15 protein-coding genes and 1 pseudogene are annotated in these 19,248 nt (G+C 72.3%); 13 read left to right on the forward strand and 3 right to left on the reverse strand.

Annotated elements, in window-relative coordinates; all coding sequences use genetic code 11:
* Window positions 1–76 precede the first annotated feature (76 nt).
* The gene (locus ACZ7P3_RS36235; protein ID WP_472088287.1) at window positions 77–925 is read left to right on the forward strand and encodes a chitosanase; all 849 of its coding nucleotides are present in this window, start codon (window positions 77–79) and stop codon (window positions 923–925) included.
* A gap of 4 nt (window positions 926–929) precedes the next feature.
* Here the strand turns inward: ACZ7P3_RS36235 and ACZ7P3_RS36240 are convergent, their stop codons facing one another.
* Window positions 930–1,547, reverse strand: a complete 618-nt coding sequence (locus tag ACZ7P3_RS36240) for a DUF4328 domain-containing protein (RefSeq protein WP_472088289.1) — start codon at window positions 1,545–1,547, stop codon at window positions 930–932.
* Between the two features lie 189 nt (window positions 1,548–1,736).
* On the opposite strand from ACZ7P3_RS36240, the gene pgm reads away from it, so the two are divergent.
* Window positions 1,737–3,377: a phosphoglucomutase (alpha-D-glucose-1,6-bisphosphate-dependent) gene (pgm, locus tag ACZ7P3_RS36245; protein ID WP_472088291.1), complete on the forward strand. Its 1,641-nt coding sequence runs from the start codon at window positions 1,737–1,739 to the stop codon at window positions 3,375–3,377.
* A gap of 60 nt (window positions 3,378–3,437) precedes the next feature.
* On the opposite strand, the gene ACZ7P3_RS36250 is transcribed toward pgm, so the two are convergent.
* Both ACZ7P3_RS36250 and ACZ7P3_RS36255 read right to left on the reverse strand, forming a co-directional pair.
* Entirely contained in the window at window positions 3,438–4,349 is a 912-nt protein-coding gene (locus ACZ7P3_RS36250; protein WP_472088293.1) for an SGNH/GDSL hydrolase family protein, read from the reverse strand.
* A 195-nt stretch (window positions 4,350–4,544) separates the two neighbouring features.
* A pseudogene (locus ACZ7P3_RS36255) lies at window positions 4,545–4,639 on the reverse strand.
* A 324-nt stretch (window positions 4,640–4,963) separates the two neighbouring features.
* Here ACZ7P3_RS36255 and ACZ7P3_RS36260 point away from each other — a divergent pair.
* The 11 genes from ACZ7P3_RS36260 (at window position 4,964) to ACZ7P3_RS36310 (ending at window position 19,114) form a co-directional block, all read left to right on the forward strand.
* Window positions 4,964–6,508: an adenosine deaminase family protein gene (locus tag ACZ7P3_RS36260; RefSeq protein ID WP_472088475.1), complete on the forward strand. Its 1,545-nt coding sequence runs from the start codon at window positions 4,964–4,966 to the stop codon at window positions 6,506–6,508.
* A 314-nt stretch (window positions 6,509–6,822) separates the two neighbouring features.
* Window positions 6,823–7,347 (forward strand): hypothetical protein, encoded by a 525-nt coding sequence (locus ACZ7P3_RS36265; protein ID WP_472088295.1) that lies wholly within the window; start codon window positions 6,823–6,825, stop codon window positions 7,345–7,347.
* 401 nt (window positions 7,348–7,748) lie between these two features.
* Window positions 7,749–9,878: a hypothetical protein gene (locus ACZ7P3_RS36270; RefSeq protein ID WP_472088297.1), complete on the forward strand. Its 2,130-nt coding sequence runs from the start codon at window positions 7,749–7,751 to the stop codon at window positions 9,876–9,878.
* Window positions 9,879–9,964: 86 nt separating this feature from the next.
* Window positions 9,965–11,476 carry a GT4 family glycosyltransferase PelF gene (pelF, locus tag ACZ7P3_RS36275; RefSeq protein ID WP_472088299.1) on the forward strand — a complete coding sequence of 504 codons (1,512 nt, stop codon included), beginning with the start codon at window positions 9,965–9,967 and terminating at the stop codon, window positions 11,474–11,476.
* A complete protein-coding gene (locus ACZ7P3_RS36280; protein WP_472088301.1) occupies window positions 11,473–12,879 on the forward strand; it encodes a hypothetical protein in 1,407 nt (468 codons plus the stop codon). Before pelF ends, ACZ7P3_RS36280 begins: the two co-directional genes overlap by 4 nt.
* Window positions 12,880–12,931: 52 nt before the next feature.
* On the forward strand, window positions 12,932–13,933 hold the full coding sequence (locus tag ACZ7P3_RS36285) for a GDP-mannose 4,6-dehydratase (RefSeq protein ID WP_472088302.1): 1,002 nt from the start codon (window positions 12,932–12,934) through the stop codon (window positions 13,931–13,933).
* A gap of 71 nt (window positions 13,934–14,004) precedes the next feature.
* Complete coding sequence (locus ACZ7P3_RS36290; protein WP_472088303.1) at window positions 14,005–14,718, forward strand: nucleotidyltransferase family protein; 714 nt, start codon at window positions 14,005–14,007, stop codon at window positions 14,716–14,718.
* Between the two features lie 7 nt (window positions 14,719–14,725).
* Window positions 14,726–15,631 (forward strand): NAD-dependent epimerase/dehydratase family protein, encoded by a 906-nt coding sequence (locus tag ACZ7P3_RS36295; RefSeq protein WP_472088305.1) that lies wholly within the window; start codon window positions 14,726–14,728, stop codon window positions 15,629–15,631.
* Window positions 15,628–16,290, forward strand: a complete 663-nt coding sequence (locus tag ACZ7P3_RS36300) for a spherulation-specific family 4 protein (RefSeq protein ID WP_472088306.1) — start codon at window positions 15,628–15,630, stop codon at window positions 16,288–16,290. Before ACZ7P3_RS36295 ends, ACZ7P3_RS36300 begins: the two co-directional genes overlap by 4 nt.
* 64 nt (window positions 16,291–16,354) lie before the next feature.
* A complete protein-coding gene (locus ACZ7P3_RS36305) occupies window positions 16,355–17,011 on the forward strand; it encodes a maltokinase N-terminal cap-like domain-containing protein (RefSeq protein WP_472088308.1) in 657 nt (218 codons plus the stop codon).
* Window positions 17,012–17,248: 237 nt separating this feature from the next.
* A complete protein-coding gene (locus ACZ7P3_RS36310) occupies window positions 17,249–19,114 on the forward strand; it encodes a M1 family metallopeptidase (protein WP_472088309.1) in 1,866 nt (621 codons plus the stop codon).
* Window positions 19,115–19,248 lie beyond the last annotated feature (134 nt).

Below are 19,248 nucleotides of genomic sequence, written 5' to 3' on the forward strand. Positions count from 1 at the left end.
TGCATTTGATAGGAAACTTTCCTACCAGTGCCGGTACGGACCAACTCCCCGTCCCCCACCCCTCCTTGGAGTCCCTGTGGAGCACACAGACCGCGAGTCAGCCGCCTCCGCCCGCCCCTCCCGCCGGACCGTCGTCGCCGTGCTCGGCGCCGTCGCCTCCGGTGCCCTGCTCGGCGCCCAGCGCGTCGCGGCGGCACCGGCGGCACGCGCCGCAGCGCCGGGCCTGGACGACCCGGCGAAGAAGGAGATCGCCATGCAGCTGGTCTCGAGCGCGGAGAACTCCTCGCTCGACTGGAAGGCCCAGTACAAGTACATCGAGGACATCGGCGACGGCCGCGGCTACACCGCCGGCATCATCGGCTTCTGTTCCGGCACCGGCGACATGCTCGACCTCGTCCAGCTCTACACCGACCGCAAGCCCGGCAACGTCCTGGCCAAGTACCTGCCGGCCCTGCGCCGCGTGAACGGCAGCGACTCGCACAGCGGCCTCGACCCCAACTACCCCAAGGACTGGCGCAAGGCCGCCCAGGACGCCGCCTTCCAGCAGGCCCAGAACGACGAACGCGACCGTGTCTACTTCAACCCCGCCGTCGCCCAGGGCAAGACGGACGGACTGCGCGCGCTGGGGCAGTTCACCTACTACGACGCCATCGTCATGCACGGCGACGGCGACGACCCCACCAGCTTCTCCAACATCCGCAAGCGGGCGCTGCGCAGCGCCAAGCCGCCGGCCCAGGGCGGCAACGAGACGACGTACCTCAACGCCTTCCTGGACGCCCGGGTGTGGGCCATGAAGCAGGAGGAGGCCCACAGCGACACCAGCAGGGTCGACACCGAACAGCGGGTCTTCCTGCGCAAGGGCAACCTCGACCTGAACACCCCCCTGGACTGGAAGGTGTACGGGGACAGTTACCACATCGGGTGACGGCCTAGACCGGACGCGGCAGGTCCACGGCGTCGGCGGTGGGGAGCGTCCCGCCGAGCGCCGTGGCCTGCTGTGCCGTGACACGCTGGATCACGGCGATCGCCAGGGCAGCCGCGGCCAGCTCCAGGGCCTCGACCACGAGGAGAAGGGCGAGAGAGGTCCCCTGGACCAGCTGGAAGCCCACGGCGAGGACCACCGCGTGTCCGGCCCACACCGCCCACCAGGTGTTCACCAGCACCCGGTCGCGCCTGCCGGCCGCACCGGGGCCGCCGGCGTGATGCACGTCGAGGAGCAGGCCTCGCGGAACCCAGAGGTTGAACACCGGGATCAGCCAGGCGAGCACGGCCCAGGCGGCGGAGCCGGGGAGGGGTGTGGGGGACAGGAGCCGGGCGTTGCGCCGGCAGCGGGAGAACCAGACCAGGAACAGCACGGCCGCGACCACCATCAGGTTCACGAAGACCGCGGACGCCCGCCCCGACGCACTCAGGGGCGTGTCCTGCGGATCAAGGGCGTGCGCGCGCAGGGTCACCGCCCGGTGGACGTCCGCCAGGGCTGCCGCGGCCACCGCGGCCTGGGCGAAACGGGCGACTATCCACGGGGCTTTGACGGTGGGTCTGGACACGGGTGGCAACCGGCCTTTCGCAGGCGGCACGCGGGGGCGTGGCGCGGTGGAGTTCGTCGGAGAAACGGATCTTAGGGCAGCCGGGTCCAGGTCCGCCCCACGCGCCGGTGGCGTACTCGCACGGTTGCCCCACGACAGGGAAGGATGGGCCCCGAGCGATCGATCACACCGATGCGGAGGAACGGACTCATGCCGCACGAGCGAGCAGGCCGCCCGGCCGGTCCCGAGGACCTTGTCGACGTGGCCCGGCTGGTCACGGCGTACTACGCACTGCACCCCGACCCGGCCGACCCGGGGCAGCGGGTGGCGTTCGGCACGTCGGGGCACCGGGGTTCGTCCCTGGCGACCGCGTTCAACGAGGACCACATCGCCGCCACCAGCCAGGCCATCTGCGAGTACCGCGCCGCGCAGGGCGTGGACGGTCCGCTGTTCCTCGGTGCCGACACGCACGCGCTGTCCGAGCCCGCGAAGGTCACCGCCCTGGAGGTGTTCGCTGCGGGCGGTGTGACGGTGCTCGTCGACAGCGCGGACGGCTACACACCGACCCCTGCCGTCTCGCACGCCATCCTCACCCACAACCGGGGCCGCACCTCCGGCCTCGCCGACGGCGTGGTCGTCACCCCGTCGCACAACCCGCCCGCCGACGGAGGCTTCAAGTACAACCCGCCCAGCGGCGGTCCGGCGGCCTCCGAGGCGACCTCCTGGATCCAGGACCGGGCCAACCAGATCATCGCGGGCGGCCTGAAGGACGTACGGCGGCTGACGTACGCCCGGGCGCTCGCCGCGGACACCACCCAGCGGTACGACTTCCTGGGCGCCTACGCCGGCGACCTGCCGAACGTCCTGGACCTCGACGCGATCCGCGCGGCCGGCGTGCGCATCGGCGCCGATCCGCTCGGCGGCGCGTCGGTCGCCTACTGGGGCCGGATCGCCGAGGAGCACGGCATCGACCTGACGGTCGTCAATCCGCACACCGACCCCACCTGGCGGTTCATGACCCTGGACTGGGACGGCCAGATCCGCATGGACTGCTCGTCGCCGTACGCGATGGCCTCGCTCATCGAGCAGCGCGACCGCTTCCGCATCGCCACCGGCAACGACGCCGACGCCGACCGGCACGGCATCGTCACCCCGGACGCGGGCCTGATGAACCCCAACCACTACCTGGCCGTCGCCATCTCCTACCTCTACCGGCACCGCGGGCAGTGGCCCGCCGACGCGGGCATCGGCAAGACGCTCGTCTCCTCCACGATGATCGACCGCGTCGCTGCCGACCTGGGCCGTCACCTGGTCGAGGTGCCGGTCGGGTTCAAGTGGTTCGTGGACGGACTCGCCGCAGGCACCATCGGGTTCGGCGGCGAGGAGTCGGCCGGCGCGTCCTTCCTGCGCCGGGACGGCTCGGTGTGGACCACGGACAAGGACGGCATCCTCCTCGCGCTCCTCGCCTCCGAGATCACGGCGGTCACGGACAGGACGCCGTCGGAGCACTACGCCGGCCTCACCGCCCGCTTCGGCGAACCCGCCTACGCGCGCATCGACGCACCCGCCACCCGCGAACAGAAGGCGCTGCTCGCGAAGCTGTCCCCGGCCCAGGTCACCGCCGACACCCTGGCGGGGGAGCCGGTCACCGGTGTCCTCACCGAGGCTCCCGGCAACGGCGCCGCCATCGGCGGGATCAAGGTCACCACCGCCAACGCCTGGTTCGCGGCCCGCCCTTCGGGCACCGAGGACGTCTACAAGATCTACGCCGAGTCGTTCCAGGGTCCCGACCACCTGGCCCGGGTGCAGGAGGAGGCCAAGGGCGTGGTCCTGGCCGCGCTCGGCGGCTGAGAGCGCCCCACCGTACGACGGCCCGCGCGACGCGTGCGTGCGGGCCGTCGCCGCGTCTGCTCAGCCGCGGCCCCGCCCCAGCCGGTCCAGCACGGCCTGCGCCATGACGGCCTCGCCGGTGGCATTGGGGTGGGCGGGCGCCGCGGGCGCGGCCGGCTGCAGCGGTTCGATCCAGCGGTCCGCGGGCGCCTTGCACATGTCGTGGCCGACCGTGGGGCCGTAGGTGTCGACGTACTCGACCCGGTTCCATGAGGCCACCAGGCGCAGCATCAGGTTCAGCCGCTTCTCGGTGTCGCGCAGGTAGGGGAAGTCCTTCTTCGCGAACGGAACCGACGGGAAGCAGCCGGTGCCGTCCTCCGGCAGCAGGTCCGGGTAGCCGACGAGGAGCACACGCGCGTGCGGAGCACGGGCGTGCACCGCACGCAGCACCCGGTCGATCTTCGGTGCGGTCTCCAGGACGGTGAGCGCCAGTTGGTCGTACCCCCGGGCCTTGTAGGAACGCTCGCAGGGGTTGCCCGTCGGGTCCTGCGCACCGAGGCGGGCGCACGTGTTGATGATCGGGCCGAAGCCGACGTCGTTGCCGCCGATCTGGACCGTGACCAGGCCGGTGTCCCGCCCCAGCGCGTCGAGCTGGGGGGCGTTGGTGCCCTGTGGCTGCCACATCTCCTTCGTCGTGGCTCCGCCACAGCTCACGTCCTTGAACGCGGACACCTGCCGCCGCGCCGCGACGAGCGAGGGGTAATTGCTGTCGGAGCGGGCGCAGTTGGCGTCCACCTGACGGGGGATGAGGGGGCCCGAGGTGTACGAGTCGCCGAGGGCGGCGTAGCTGAGGCCGCGGCCGTGTCCGGCGGGGTGCGCGGCGGCGGGCGTCGTGGAGGCGGCGACGAGGGCGCAGCCCCCGAGGGCCGCCCCGAGTACGGCGGCCCGCCGCCTGCCTCTCGCGCCGTCCGCCGTACGGGTGTCGTTCGCCATGACATCCTCCCCCTGAGGCCGGGACATCGCACGGAGCCCTCACCGAGGAGGGGTTCGCGCGTTCGATCCGGCCTGTATACCGCCCGGTAGGTCTCGGAGGCCAGAAGCGGGACCGAACATGTGCGCCCGTCGGGGCAGGGGGATCCGGGGTGCGCGGTCCGGCGGCGGCACGCCTGCGCGCACCCGTGCCACGAGCGGAGAGGGCAGGATTCGAACCTGCGTGGGCCCCGTGGGGCCCGACCGTGAGCCGTGCTCGCTGGTCCCCGATCAACCACTCCGGGCACCTCTCCCCGTGTCCGGCTTCCGGTGTCCCGTGCCGTTCACAGGAACAACAGTGGCAGGACCTGCTGACACCACCCTGACGCGCCCGCCGTGCACCCGGTCGGGTGCTCTCCGGTGAACGCCAGCCGGGCGGACCGGTCCGGCCGCGGTTCTTCCGTGATCATGCCCTGGTGAAGCTGCTGCGTCGAAGTGCCGCATGTCGTAGTGCCGTGGACGTTAGTGCCGTGCGTCGAAGTGCCGTGCGTCGAAGTGCGGTGGGTCGAAGTGCCGTACGACGCAGGGTCGTTCCGGCGGTGCTCGGCGCCCTCGGTCTCCTGTCCCTGCTGTCCGCCATGCCCGCCGCCGCGCAGCCGGTGCCGCGGGAAGCCCGGGCCGGCGTGCCGCAGCCCAGGCCGGTCACGGTCGCCGAGGCGCGCACGGACGCCTACCTCCGGTCCGTCAGCAACCGGCCCGGGGCACTGCGCGACTTCTTCCGGCGCCTCCCGAAGGGCGGGGACCTGCACAACCACCTCCCCGGCGCGGTGTCCACGGAGTACCTCATCGAGCTGGCCGCCGAGGACGGGCTGTGCATCGACACGGCGACGCTGACCGCCGTCGTACCGCCCTGCGGCCCGGGCACCCGCCCGGCCGCCGGCGCCCGCACCGATCGCACCTTCCGGGACGCGCTGGTGCGCGCCTGGTCCATGCAGGACTTTCCCCCCGGCCGGAGCGGTCACGACCACTTCTTCGGCACGTTCGACAAGTTCGGCGAGGTCGTCCGGCGCCACCGCGGCAAGCAGCTCGCCCAGGTCGCCGACGGCCTCGTACGGCAGAACCAGTTCTATCTGGAGACCATGGTCCTCACCGCCTCGGACGGTGCCGAGCGGCTGGCCGCACAGGTCGGCTGGGACGAGGACCTCGCCGCGCTGCACCGCAGGCTGGTCGCGGGCGGCAAGCTGGACAAGGTGGTGGCCGAGGCCCGCGAGGAGGCCGACGCCGGCGACGCCGAGTTCCGCGCGGCCGAGCACTGCGGCACCGTGCGGGCCCATCCCGGCTGCGGGCTCACGGTCCGCTGGATCTCCCAGGCGTCCAGGGCGAGTTCTCCGGAGCTCGTCTTCACCCAGCTGGCCCTCGGCATGCGGCTGGCCGAGGCCGACCACCGCTTCGTCGCCGTCAACCTCGCCCAGCCGGAGGACTGGGCCGTCCCGCTGCGCGACTACAGCCTGCAGATGCGCATGGTCGGATATCTGCGCACCCGGTACCCGAGGGCCCATGTCTCCCTGCACGCCGGTGAGTTGTGGCCCGGTCTGGTCAAGCCGCAGGACCTCAGGTTCCACATCGGGGAGGCGGTGGACGTCGCCCGTACCGAACGGGTCGGGCACGGCGTCGACCTCGTCCACGAGGACGGCTGGCAGCGGACCGCGCGGACCATGGCGGCCCGTCAGGTGGCCGTCGAGGTGCCCTTCACCAGCAACGCCCAGATCCTCGGCGTCAAGGGCGCCGACCACCCCTTCACCACCTACCTCCGGTACGGCGTCCCGGTCGTCCTCGCCACCGACGACCCCGGCGTGTCGCGGATCGACATCAGCCACGAGTACCAGTACGCCGCCGGCACCTACGGCCTGGGCTACCCCGAGCTGAAGGACCTGGCACGCGCGTCCCTGGAGTACGCCTTCCTGCCCGGCGCGAGCCTGTGGCAGGGCAATCCGACCGCACAGGGCTACCGTCCGGTGCGGGCCTGCCGCGGTGAGCGGCCCGGCCTCCCCGTGGCATCGGCGGCCTGCCGGCGTCTGCTCGACGGCAGCGCGAAGGCGCGGCTCGAACGGCGGCAGGAGGCGGCGTTCGCGGCCTTCGAGCGGACACACGCCCGCTCGGCGGGAGCCGTGACCGCACGGTGAGCCGGGCAGGGCCATCACCCGGCCGGAAAGGGGTGTTTGGCCGAGAAGCCCCGCAACACACAACCGGTGGAACGCGTTCCGCAGGCCCGCGGTGGACTCGTACCCGCCAATACCGCCCGGTCGCACCTTCGTCCCGCCGCCCCTCGCGGACTCCTCCGGGCACCCGCCCGCACCGTGCGCGTATACGGTCCGCAACGTGTCGTCACAGGTTCGTCGCATCACCTTCACGGAACGAACACTTTCGGCCGATCCGCGCGCGGGGCCTGTTCCGCGGGGCAGACGCCGTGCGCGCCACCTGCCTAGCCTCCCGGGCCATGCGATCACCTCTGATGAGACGCCTCGGTCTCACCGCCGTCCTCGCCCTCCTCCTCGCCGTCTTCGGTCTGGCCCCGGTCGCCAGCGCCGACCCCGCGCCGGCCGCGCTGACCTTCAGCACCGACAGCGCCACCACCACGCCCGGCGGCACGGTGCACCTGTCGATGACCATCACCAACAACAAGACCTACGACATCTGGTTCGTGTACCAGACCATCGACCCGACCTGGCTCACCACCCAGCGCCCCGACCTGAAGTACAGCTTCACCGGCTGCAGCCTGGCCACGGCCGCCGGCGGCACCGCCTGTTCCGGCACCGGCCCGGCCAACCTCGGCGGCAACTACGGCGCCACCATCCCGCCCGGCCAGAGCCGCACCGTCACGCTGACCCTCCAGGTCGCTGCCGACTCCGGCTGCAACGGCAACATCGGCTTCTACTCGTACTACTACACCGAGTTCAGCGACAGCTCGAACGCCAACGGCGGCCCCGTCTACACGCCCGAGACGCGCGTTCTCTGCGCCTGACGGACCAACCGGACCCTTGGCGCGAGTGACCTGAACCGGACCCCCGGTACAGGTCCCGGCCCGGTCTGGACCACTGGCACCTCGCCCGGCGGGCCCACCCGGCCCGCCGGTGCGCCGTCTGCGGCCCGGACCAGCACACCGGAGCCGACGGACCGCCGCCGACCCCCACGCGGCAACGACGGGAAACGGGCCGAACGGGTTGCCCCGCAGCCCTGTTGGCCGCCTGCACTTTTCCGTCAGGTTTCGTAACTCGACCACAAAAGCTACACACAGCCATCACCATGTGACGCGACGGATGCGTTGACGACCGGCTTCTGAGGGGGACGCCGGCGTCGCGCCAGGGGGTGCGTCCGCTCCATGCGAGCCGTACTCACCCCTGCCCGGGGAGGGGACTTCACCGCATGAAGCGGACCATACGCACCACCGCACTGACGGTCGGTGCACTCATCGCCGCGCTCGGCCTGCCGGCCGGCCCGGCCCAGGCCGACACCACGGCGCCACGCATCGACCTCAGAGTCCTGGTGGTCAGCGACGGCGGCCCGGCCACCGACGCCATAGCGTCCGAACTCGACGCGGCCGGAACGCCGTACACCGAGGTCGACCTCACACGCTCCGACCGGCCCACCATCGACGCGGCCTTCCTCGCCGACACCGTCGGCGGCCGGCCCCGCGCCAAGTACCAGGCCGTCGTTCTGCCCAACGACAACCCGTTCGCCGCCGGCTCCGCCGAGATGGCCGCACTCGCCTCCTACGAGCAGACGTACGCCATCCCCCAGGTCGACGCCTACACCTACGCCCGCCCCCAGGCCGGACTGCAGTACCCGACCGCCGGCGGCTACTCGGGCAGCATCGACGGTGTCCAGGCCCAGGTGACCGCCGCCGGTCAGGCCGGGCCCTTCGGCTACCTCGACGGCCCGGTGCCCTTCGAGGACAACTCTCCCTCCGTCGGCGAGAGTTACGCCTACCTGGCGGCTCCCGCGCCCGGCGCCGACTTCACTCCGTACGTCCAGGCATCCATCCCCGGCACCTCCAGGCAGGGCTCACTGGTCGGCGAGTACCGGCACGACGGGCGGCGCGAACTGGTCGTCACCTTCGTCTACAACCAGTACCAGCAGCAGTTCCGGCTGCTGGCCCGGGGCATCGTGGAGTGGATGACCGGCGGCGTGCACCTCGGCGCGTCCCGCAACTACTTCGCCGTGCACGTGGACGACGTGTTCGCCGCCGACGACCGCTGGGACACCCAGCTCAACTGCACCCCCGGCGACGTGGACTGCACCAACGGGGCCGGCACACCCCACCCGATCCGCATGACCCCGGCCGACGTCGACTACGCCACGTCCTGGCAGAACAGCCACCACTTCACCTTCGACCTGGTCTACAACGGCTCCGGCAGTGTCGACGAGCGCGAGGACAACAACGGCGCCGACCCGCTCGCCGACAAGCTGATCGCCGACCGCGACCAGTTCCGCTGGGTCAACCACACCTACACGCACGCCTTCCTCGGCTGCGAACAGAACACCACCGTGGTTCCCTGGACATGCCAGACCAACCCCGGCGGCAGCACCAAGTGGGTCAGCCGGACCACCATCGACGACGAGATCGCCAACAACCGCGTCTGGGGACAGGTCAACGGACTGCCCCTGCAGACCGACGAGCTGGTCACCGGCGAACACTCGGGCCTGCGGATCCTGCCGCAGCAGCCCGACGACAACCCCAACCTCGCCCCCGCGCTCGCCGACGAGGGCATCGACTGGATCGCCTCCGACAACTCGCGTGATCCCGCCCAGCGCACGGTCGGCAACGCCACCACCGTGGCCCGCTACCCGATGAACGTCTTCTACAACGCCGGGCACGCGGCCGAGCAGGTCGACGAGTACAACTGGCTCTACACCAGCCGTGCCCAGGGCGGCAGCGGCATCTGCGAGGACAACCCCGCCACCACCACCTGCCTGCCCGCGCCGCTGAGCACCAGCACCGGCTACAGCGACTACATCGTGCCGCTGGAGACCCGCATCGACCTCGGCCACGTCCTGTCCAACGACCCCAAGCCGCACTTCATCCACCAGTCCAACCTCGCCGAGGAGCGCATCGCCTACCCCGTCCTGAACGGCGTACTCGACGGCTACAAGGCGCTGTTCGCGGACAACACCCCGCTGGTGAACCTGCGGATGAAGGACATCGGCACCGAACTGCAGCGCCGCGCCGCCTGGAAGAGCGCGCTGAACGCCGGCCAGGTCACCGCGTACCGCATCGGCGACACCGTGACCGTGCAGGCCCCGAGCGGCGTCGCCGCCACCGCGACCCTGCCCGGCGGCACCACGCTCGGCGGCAGCGCCTTCGGCAGCGCGTACGCGGGCGAGGTGTCCGGCTGGACGGCCTCCTCCGGCAGTGCGCTCACCTACACCCTGCCGTCCTCCGCCAAGGCACCGGCAGCGGCCAAGGCCGCCAAGGCACCGGCCACGCACCCCGCGCCGCACACCAAGGTGCCCGCGGGCGTGACCCGGCAGGTCCCGTACACCCCGGACAGCTGAGCGGCGCACCGAATCGAGGTCCCGGCCGCCGACCCGGCGGCCGGGACCCGCACGACCACCCCACTTCTCGGCCGTGGAGCACATCGATGCACGTTCACCACGGCGCGCGCCGCTCCGGCACGACGCGCGTCACCCTGCTCACCGAAGGCACCTACCCGCACAGCCACGGCGGCGTCAGTGTCTGGTGCGACCAACTCGTCCAGGGCATGCCCGACCTCGACTTCGACGTCATCGCCGTCACCGGCACCGGACGCGAACCCGTCGTCTGGGACCTGCCCGCCCATGTCCGCAGCGTGCGGTCCGTCCCCATGTGGGGCGCCCCGCCCGAGGGCCGCCCGCCCCGGGGCCGTGCGCGCAACCAACTGGCCAACGCCTACGAGCGGTTCCTGACCGCGCTGCTCGACCCGCGGGCCGAGGACGCCTTCGCCCCCGCCCTGTACACGATGGCGCGGGCCGGGGCGGACGGCACCCTGAGCCCCTTCCTGCGCGGCGACGGTGCGATCGCCCTCCTCGCCGCGGTGTGGAACCGTCCCGGACTCGCCGTCCGCGAGGCCCGGCCCACCCTGCACGACGCGGTCACCGCCACCGCCCTGCTCGAACACGCCCTGCGCCCCCTGGCCGCACCACCACCCCGGGACGGAGTCGCGCACGCCGTCAGCGGCGGCGTCGCGGTCCTGCCGGGGCTGGCCGGCCTGGAGCGCTACGACGTTCCGCTGCTGCTCACCGAACACGGCGTCTACCTGCGCGAACGCTATCTCGGCTACCGCACCGCGCCCTACCGCTGGCCGGTGAAGGCCGTCGTCCTCGGCTTCTTCCGGCTGCTCGCGGAGGAGAGCTACCGGCGCGCCGCCCTGATCACCCCGGGCAACCGCTACAACCGGCTGTGGGAGGAACAGGGCGGCGCCGCACCGGAGTCGATACGCACCGTCTACAACGGCGTGGACCCGGCCGCCTTCCCGCCGGCCGGGCCCGAGCCCGGCGCACCCACGCTCAGCTGGGCCGGCCGGGTCGACCCGATCAAGGACCTGGAGACCCTGATACGCGCCTTCGCCCTGGTCAGGGAACGCATACCGGAAGCCGGTCTGCGCCTGTTCGGCGGCACGCCCCGCGGCGGCGAGGCCTACCGGGAGCGGTGCGAGGCGCTCGCGGCCGAACTGGGACACGCGGACGCCGTCACCTTCGAGGGCCGGGTCGACGACATCAAGGACGCCTACGCGGCCGGCAACGTCGTGATGCTCTCCAGCATCAGCGAAGGCTTCCCGTTCACCCTCATCGAGGCCATGTCCTGCGGCCGGGCGACCGTCTCCACCGACGTCGGCGGCGTACGGGAGGCCGTCGGCGACACCGGCCTCGTCGTCCCGCCGCGCGACCCGGCCGCCATGGCCGCGGCCGCCCTCGACCTGCTCGCGGACCCCGCCCGGCGCAGCGCGATGGGGGAGGCGGCACGGCTGCGCGTGATCGAACAGTTCACCCTGCGCCAGACCATCGACACCTTCCGCTCCATCTACCTGGAACTGCCCGAACTGGCCCAGCCGCCGGCCATGACACCCGCGCCGCCTCCGAACACCCGGGCCGATGCAGGGAGCCTGGCCGGATGAGCGGGCCGATGGCGCTCGAACCGGGCGGAACGGAACAGGACACGCTGGCCCTGCGGCTCGCGGGGACACCCGTGCGCGGCCGGCGCGGGGACGACCACACCCTCGCCCTGCGGCTGCCCGGGCCGCCCGGTGCGGACCAGGAGGCGGTCAGCACACTCGCCGCCGAACTCGCCGACCGGATCGGCCCCGCCGTCCATCCCTACGAGGTGGCCGCCCTGCTGGAGGCGGAGGGCCTCTCCGTCGACGTGATCAGGGACCGCTACGGTCACCCCAACCTGTTCTCCCTCGCCACGGCCCTGTACGAGCAGGTGCCCCGGACCTTCCCCGAACCGGCACCGGCGGCCGACCCCTGGCGCCCGGACCACGTGCGCTGCCTGCTGCGCGGCGTGCTGTTCGCCCTGCCGGGGCTCGCCTACCTGCTCACCGCGCCGCTGTGGCACCCCGGCCGGCACGCCACGGCGCTGATCGTGGCCGGACTCGTCTCCTGGGCGTGGGGGCAGGGGCTCGGCCACCGCGCCCACGTACGCATGGCGACCGGGCGACGGGAAGCCGCCCGTACCCTCCTCACCGGGGCGCCCGTGGGCGCGGCCCTGGCCACGGCGGCCGCGGTCCTGCCCGCCGGTGGCGGCCCGGTGATCTGGGCGGCGGCGGCACAGTCGCTGTACCTGGCGGCGGCGGGCGTCCTGCTCGTACTGGCCCGGGAGCGGCTGCTGCTCGCCGCGCTCACCCCGCTGATCGCCGGTGCCGCCGTCCTGCCGTGGTGGGAACCGGGCCCCCTGCTGCGGGCCGGGCTCGCCGTGCTGGCACTGCTGGCGACGCTCGCCGTCACCGCCCACGTCCTGCGCGGCGCCCATGCCGCCCAGGCCGTACCCGACGGCAGACCGCCTCGGCTGCTGCGCTCCCTGCCGTACGGGCTCTTCGGGCTGGCCGCGGGACTGCTGGTGCTGCTGGAGGGGCGGCAGGCACCGTACGCGGTGATCGTGCTGACGGTGAGCATGGGACCGGCCGAGTGGCTGCTGTACCGCTACCGTGGCCTGTCCGTCGCCGCGCTGCGCAGGGCCGCCACCCCCGCCGGATTCCTGCTGCGCTCCGCCGCAGTCCTGGGCCTCTGCCTGTTCGCCTACCTCGTCCCGCTGCTGCCCGCGGCGCTCCTGACCGGCGCCGAACCGGCCGCCCTGCTGCTGCTCGCCGCCACGTTGTGGACCGCACTGCTGCTGCAGGCGTTCGGCGCCGCCTGGCCCCCGGCCGCCATCTGCCTCACCGCCGCGGCCGGTGCCTGCGCGGCCGCGTTCCTGCACCTGCCACCGGGCCCGCTCGCACTGCCGCTGTGCTGCGCCGCCGCCGTGCTGTGTCTCGTGGCGTGCACGCTGCGGCTCCTCGGCCGCCCGGCCCGACACGCCTGATCCGCTCGCCCCGCCGATCCCGCTCATGCAACCACACGGAAGGAAACACAAGTTGACCTCCGCACCGCTCGCCGCCGTCACCGGAGCCGAGGGCTTCATAGGCTCCCATCTCACCGAGGCCCTCGTCGCCGCGGGGTACCGGGTCAGAGCCATGGCCCAGTACAACTCCTTCTCCTCCTACGGCTGGCTGGAGACCCTCGCCCCGGACGTCCTCGACCAGGTGGAGATCGTCCTCGGCGACGTCCGCGACCCCGGCTCGGTCCGCGGCCTGCTCGAAGGCGCCGACGCCGCCTACCACCTGGCCGCGCTGATCGCGATCCCGTACTCGTACCAGGCGCCGCACAGCTACGTGGAGACCAACGTCACCGGCACCCTCAACGTGCTGGAGGCGGTCCGCGCCCTCGGCACGCCCCGGCTGGTGCACACCTCCACCAGCGAGACCTACGGCACCGCGCAGACGGTGCCGATCACCGAGGACCACCCCGTCAACACCCAGTCCCCGTACGCCGCTTCGAAGGCCGGCGGGGACCGGCTGGCCGACAGCTACCACGCCAGCTTCGGCACCCCCGTGGTCACCCTGAGGCCGTTCAACACCTTCGGGCCGCGCCAGTCCATGCGCGCGGTCATCCCCACCGTCATCGGCCAGGTCGCGGCGGGAGAACGCACCATCACCCTCGGCGACCTGCGCCCCACCCGGGACTTCAGCTACGTCAAGGACACCGCGCAGGCCTTCCTCGCGGTGGGCACCGCGCCCGCCGAACGGGTCGTCGGACGCACCTTCAACGCGGGTACGGGCGGCGAGATCTCCGTCGGCGACCTCGTCGCCCTGATCGGCAAGGTCATGGACAGCGCCCTCGACGTCCGCGCCGACCCCGAGCGCATCCGGCCCGCCGCCTCCGAGGTCATGCGGCTCGTCGCCGACGCCGCCCGGCTCACCTCGGCCACCGGCTGGCAGCCCGCCCACACCCTCGAACAGGGCCTCGCGCACACCGTGGACTTCTTCCGCGACCCGGCCAACCTGGCCCGCTACAAGACCGGCATCTACAACATCTGACCCGTCCGGCACGCACGTCCCCCACTTTCCTACATCCATGCAGGACAAGAAGGACAAGAAGGAGGAGTCCCATGCATGCAGTGATCCTGGCGGGAGGCAAGGGCGTCCGGCTGCGTCCCTACACCACCGCGCTGCCCAAGCCGCTCGTGCCCATCGGCGACCAGCACGCCATCCTGGAGATCGTGCTGCGCCAGCTGTCGGCCGCGGGGTTCACCCGCTGCACCATCGCCATAGGCCACCTCGGCGAGATCATCCGCGCCTACGTCGGCGACGGCTCGCAGTGGGGCATGGCCGTCGACTACGCCACCGAGGAGAGCCCACTCGGCACCATGGGCCCCCTGCTCACCCTCCGCGACCGCCTGCCCGAGACCTTCCTGGTCATGAACGGCGACGTCCTCACCGACCTCGACTACGCCGACGTCATGCGCCGGCACGAGGCCTCGGCGGCGCCGCTGACCATCGCCACCTACGCCCGCAAGGTGCACATCGACTTCGGCGTGCTGACCACGGACGCGAGCAAGGTCGTCGCCTTCACCGAGAAGCCCAGCATGGACTACCGCGTCTCCATGGGCGTCTACGGCGTCAGCCGCTCGACCCTGGACGGCTACACCCCCGGTCTGCCGCTGGGCTTCGACGAACTGGTCCTCGACCTGCTGGCGGCCCAGAACCCGCCGCACGCCTACGACTTCGACGGCTACTGGCTGGACATCGGCCGCCCCGACGACTACGACCGGGCCAACGCCGAGTTCACCACCCGAAAGTCGCTTCTGCTCAAGGGAGCCTGAGTACCGCATGCGCATTCTCGTTCTGGGCGGCACCGGATACCTGGGCCGCCATGTGGCCGGGCGGCTGCGCGCCCTGCCAGGCGCGCAGGTCCTCGACGGCGGCCGCTCCGCCACCGCCGAACTCCGCATCGACCTCGCCACCGACCGGCCGGAGCGGATCGCGAAGTCGCTGGCCGCGGCCGCGCCCGATGCCGTGGTCAACTGCGCGGGCACGACGGGGGGTGACCCCGTGACCCTCGCCGAGGTCAACGCCCGTGGTCCTGCCGCGCTGTGCGCCGCCCTGCGGGAGGCGGCGCCCACCGCCCGGCTGGTGCACCTCGGCTCGGCCGCCGAGTACGGGCCCGGCCTCCCGGACGCCCCGGTGGCCGAGTCGGCGGACACCCGCCCGGTCACCCTCTACGGCGTCACCAAGCTCGCGGGCACGGTCGCGGTGACCTCCGCCGCCCTGGACGGGGTCGTGCTCCGGGTCGGCAACCCGGTGGGCCCCGGAGCACCCGTCGCGAGCCTGCCCGGCCGGATGGCGGCGCAACTGCGCACCGCCGGACGGGATCCGGCGGCGGTCCTGCGGCTCGGCGACCTCTCCGCCCATCGCGACTTCGTGGACGTACGCGACCTCGCCCGGGCCGTCGCCCTCGCGGTCACGGCTCCGGGCCCGCTGCCGCCCGTGCTGAACATCGGCGGCGGACGGGCCGTGCCGGTGCGGGACTTGGTGCGGGGCCTGGCCCACCGGGCGGGTTTCCGGGGGCGGCTGGAGGAGAACGCGGGCGGCTCGGCCCGCTCGGCCCGGGTGTCCTGGCAGTGCTCCGACATCACGGCCGCCGACCGCGCCCTCGGCTGGCGGCCCGTCCACGGTCTGGACGACTCCCTCGATGCGCTGTGGGGGGCCACGGCCGGGAGCGGGCAGATGCCATGAGCCTGCTGGTACCGCTCTATGTGCACCCGGCCGAGGACCCGGGCGCCTGGCACCGGCTGATCACCGCTGCCGCCCGCACCCACGCGGTCGTCCTCAACCCCGCGAACGGCCCCGGCACCGCGCCCGATCCGGCCTTCACGGCGGCCGCGCGCGCCCTGCGGGCGGCGGGTGCCCGCCTGCTCGGGTACATCGACACCGACTACGGCGTCCGTGACCCGGCCGAGGTCCTCGACGACATGCGCCGGCACCAGGAGTGGTACGCGGCCGAGGGATGCTTCCTCGACCGCGTCACCGCCACCGCGCAGGGCCTGCCGGCCTGCCGGCGCCTGGTCCGGGACGTACGGCGGCTCGGGGCGGGCACCGTCGTCCTCAACCCGGGCGTGCACCCGACGCCCGGCTACCTCCGCCTCGCCGACCTGACCGTCACGTTCGAGGGCCACTGGTCGACCTATGTCTCGGTGTTCACCCGGCCGGCCTGGACGGCACGACACCCGTCCGAGCGATTCTGTCACCTCGTCTACGGCGTGCCCGAGGCCCTCGTCCCGCTCGCGGTGCGCACCGCACACGAACGCGGCGCGGCGATCTGCGGACCGGTGACGGGCGAACCGCCCAATCCCTGGGCCGAGTTGACTCCCGCGCTGACGGCGATGGGCCCGTGACCGGCGCAAACGGTGTGGAAGGCTTGGGGGGTCCGCATCAGCACGACGGAGGAGTACCGCCGGTATGGCCGTCATCCACCACACCACCCTCAAGCCGACCAAGCTCGAACTGCTCACCGCCTGGCTGCCCACCCGCCCGTGGTACCGCCTCGGTGCGGGTGCCCCCGTGCTGGAGAAGTCCGGCGGCTTCCGGCTGGACGACCCGCAGGGCGAGGTCGGGATCGAGTTCATGGTGGCCACCGACACCTCCGCCGCCGAACCGACCGCCTATCTGGTCCCGCTGACGTATCGCGGCGCGCCGCTGGAAGGGGCGGAGCACGCGCTCATCGGCACGATGGACCACGGTGTGCTGGGCAAGCGCTGGGCCTACGACGGCTGTCACGACCCGGTGCTCGTCACCGAACTGCTCTCCCTGATCGAGGGCACGGCGCAGGCGATGGCCCAGAGCGTCAGTGACGCACCCGACCGGGAAGTGACGCGCTCCTACGCGGGCGAGGCCTTCTCCCGTGACGGTCTCGCCCCCGGGCCCGTGGACGACGAGCGGGGCACCCGGCTCCCCGCACCCCACGGCACGACCCTGCAGGTGCACCGCGTCCTCAAGGCCGTTGCCGACAACCCCCCGCTGCCGTCCGGGGAAGCGGTCGGCCATGTCGCGGGCGGCTGGCGGGGGCCGGGCGACTGCCGCCTCCGTGCGGTCTTCATGGTCCTGAGCCGCGGCTGATCCCCCCCCGGGGGAGATCCCCGTGCCGGAGCGCCGCCATCCAGTTCGCTTCCCCCTTCTGGCATGGTCCGGTCAAATCTGTCACTCTTTCGGCAGTCCTCGCCCCGACCCCATGGGGGCGCGGCGCACCTCTCCGCACAGCGAACGCGCAACCCAGTCCGCGGCCGCCCCGGCGCACCCCGCCGGAGAACGGCCACCGAGCAGGCCGGAATCCCGGCCGCTGCAAAGGAGCAGTGTGTGAGATCCACCCCCCACAAGGCGCTCGGCGCCGGCGTCCTCACTGTCGCCGCGCTGGCCGCCCTCTCCCTCCCCGCCATCCCCGCCGCCGCACAGCCGGCCAAGGCCGAGGACACCGTGGCGGCCGCCTGCACTCCGGCCCAGACGGTCACCAACGGCGGCTTCGAAAGCGGTACTTCGCCCTGGACCGCCTCCTCGTCCGGTGTGATCACCAACCGGAGCGGCCAGAGCGCCCACGGCGGCTCCTCCTTCGCCTGGCTGGACGGTGTGGGCAGGACCCACACCGACACCCTCAGCCAGAGCGTCACCGTCCCGAGCGGCTGCAGCACCGCCACCCTCACCTTCTGGCTGCACATCGACACCGGCGAGACCACCTCGTCCACCGCCTACGACAAGCTGACGGCGAAGATCGGCAGCACCACGCTGGCGACCTACTCGAACCTCGACAAGAACACCGGCTACGTGCAGAAGTCGTTCGACGTCTCGTCGTTCGCGGGCCAGACCGTCAACCTGTCCTTCACCGGAACCGAGGACTCCAGCCTCCAGACGAGCTTCGTGCTGGACGACATCGCCCTCGACACCTCAGGCGGCACCACCCCGCCGGCGGACTCGACTCGCACCCCCGCCGCACCCTCCTACACCGTCAGCCTCAGCAGCGACACCAGCGGCACCGTCTGGAACGGGCACGAGAGCGTGTCCTTCACCAACGCCTCCGCGACCGCGCTGAGCGAGGTCTACCTGCGGCTGTGGGACAACTACCACGGCACCTGCTCGGCGATGCCCATCAAGGTCACCAACGTCACCGGCGGCACCGCGGGCGACCTCAGCGTGAACTGCACCGCCCTCAAGGTCACCCTGCCGGCACCGCTGGACCAGGGCCAGAGCGCCACCGTCGGCTTCGACCTGGGCATCACCGTACCCAGCGGCGCCGACCGGTTCGGGCACGACGGTGCCTACAGCTTCATCGGCAACGCCCTGCCCGTCCTCGCGATCCGCGACGGCGCGGGCTGGCACCTGGACCCGTACACCAACAACGGCGAGTCGTTCTACTCCCTGGCCGCCGACTTCAAGGTGACCCTCGACCACCCCAGCACCCTGCTGGTCCCGGCCACCGGAACCTCCACCGACACCCCCGGCTCCAGCGGCCGCACGGTCACCACCGCCACCGCCGCCAAGGTCCGGGACTTCGCCTGGGCCGCGGGCCCGTTCACCAAGATCTCCGGCACCTCGGCCGCCGGCGTCCCCGTGAACGTCTACTCGGTCTCGGGCATCAGCTCCTCCAGTGCCCAGTCCATGCTCAGCACCGCCAGGACCGCCGTGGACGCCCATGCCGGACGCTTCGGCGCCTACCCGTACGGCGAGCTGGACGCGGTCATCGACAACAACTACTGGTTCGGCGGCATGGAGTACCCCGGCTTCGTCCTCGACGTGGTCAGCACCACGGCGCTCACCCATGAGATCGGCCACCAGTGGTGGTACGGCATCGTGGGCGACGACGAGTACGCCGGCCCCTGGCTGGACGAGGCGTTCACCGACTACGCCACCGACCTGGCCCTCGGCCAGACCGGCAGCAACTGCTGGAGCAGTGTCTCCTGGGCCTCCAGCGCCGAGAAGATCACCAACTCGATGGCCTACTGGGACGCCCACTCCTCCCGCTACTCCACCGTGGTCTACGGCTACGGCAAGTGCGCCCTGCACGACCTGCGCCGCGTCCTCGGCGACACCGCCATGGCCAAGCTGCTGAAGGACTACGCGAGCGCCCACTGGTACGGCGTCTCGACCACGGCCGAGTTCAAGGCGGCCGCCCAGGCCGCCACCAGCACGGACCTGACCTCGTTCTGGACCCAGCACCGCATCGACGGCTGATCCGCCCCGACCGGTCGTGGGGGGGGGGGGGGGGGGGGGGGGAAGCAACACCAAAGGAGACATTAGTCCACCCCCATATTCTTTCCCTCCCAGCCCTACCTTCTTTCTTCGCGGTGTGCTCTCCGGCTTGGTCC

The sequence above is a fragment of the Streptomyces sp. NPDC107581 genome, assembly GCF_055657175.1.

Excerpts from the sequence above, each read along its gene's own strand:
- ACZ7P3_RS36305 (WP_472088308.1), top strand. The coding sequence starts at position 16,355 with ATGGCCGTCATCCACCACACCACCCTCAAGCCGACCAAGCTCGAACTG.
- ACZ7P3_RS36260 (WP_472088475.1), top strand. The coding sequence starts at position 4,964 with ATGCCCGCCGCCGCGCAGCCGGTGCCGCGGGAAGCCCGGGCCGGCGTG.
- ACZ7P3_RS36265 (WP_472088295.1), top strand. The coding sequence starts at position 6,823 with ATGCGATCACCTCTGATGAGACGCCTCGGTCTCACCGCCGTCCTCGCC.
- pgm (WP_472088291.1), top strand. The coding sequence starts at position 1,737 with ATGCCGCACGAGCGAGCAGGCCGCCCGGCCGGTCCCGAGGACCTTGTC.
- ACZ7P3_RS36250 (WP_472088293.1), bottom strand. The coding sequence starts at position 4,349 with ATGGCGAACGACACCCGTACGGCGGACGGCGCGAGAGGCAGGCGGCGG.
- ACZ7P3_RS36280 (WP_472088301.1), top strand. The coding sequence starts at position 11,473 with ATGAGCGGGCCGATGGCGCTCGAACCGGGCGGAACGGAACAGGACACG.
- ACZ7P3_RS36270 (WP_472088297.1), top strand. The coding sequence starts at position 7,749 with ATGAAGCGGACCATACGCACCACCGCACTGACGGTCGGTGCACTCATC.
- ACZ7P3_RS36295 (WP_472088305.1), top strand. The coding sequence starts at position 14,726 with ATGCGCATTCTCGTTCTGGGCGGCACCGGATACCTGGGCCGCCATGTG.
- ACZ7P3_RS36290 (WP_472088303.1), top strand. The coding sequence starts at position 14,005 with ATGCATGCAGTGATCCTGGCGGGAGGCAAGGGCGTCCGGCTGCGTCCC.
- pelF (WP_472088299.1), top strand. The coding sequence starts at position 9,965 with ATGCACGTTCACCACGGCGCGCGCCGCTCCGGCACGACGCGCGTCACC.
- ACZ7P3_RS36300 (WP_472088306.1), top strand. The coding sequence starts at position 15,628 with ATGAGCCTGCTGGTACCGCTCTATGTGCACCCGGCCGAGGACCCGGGC.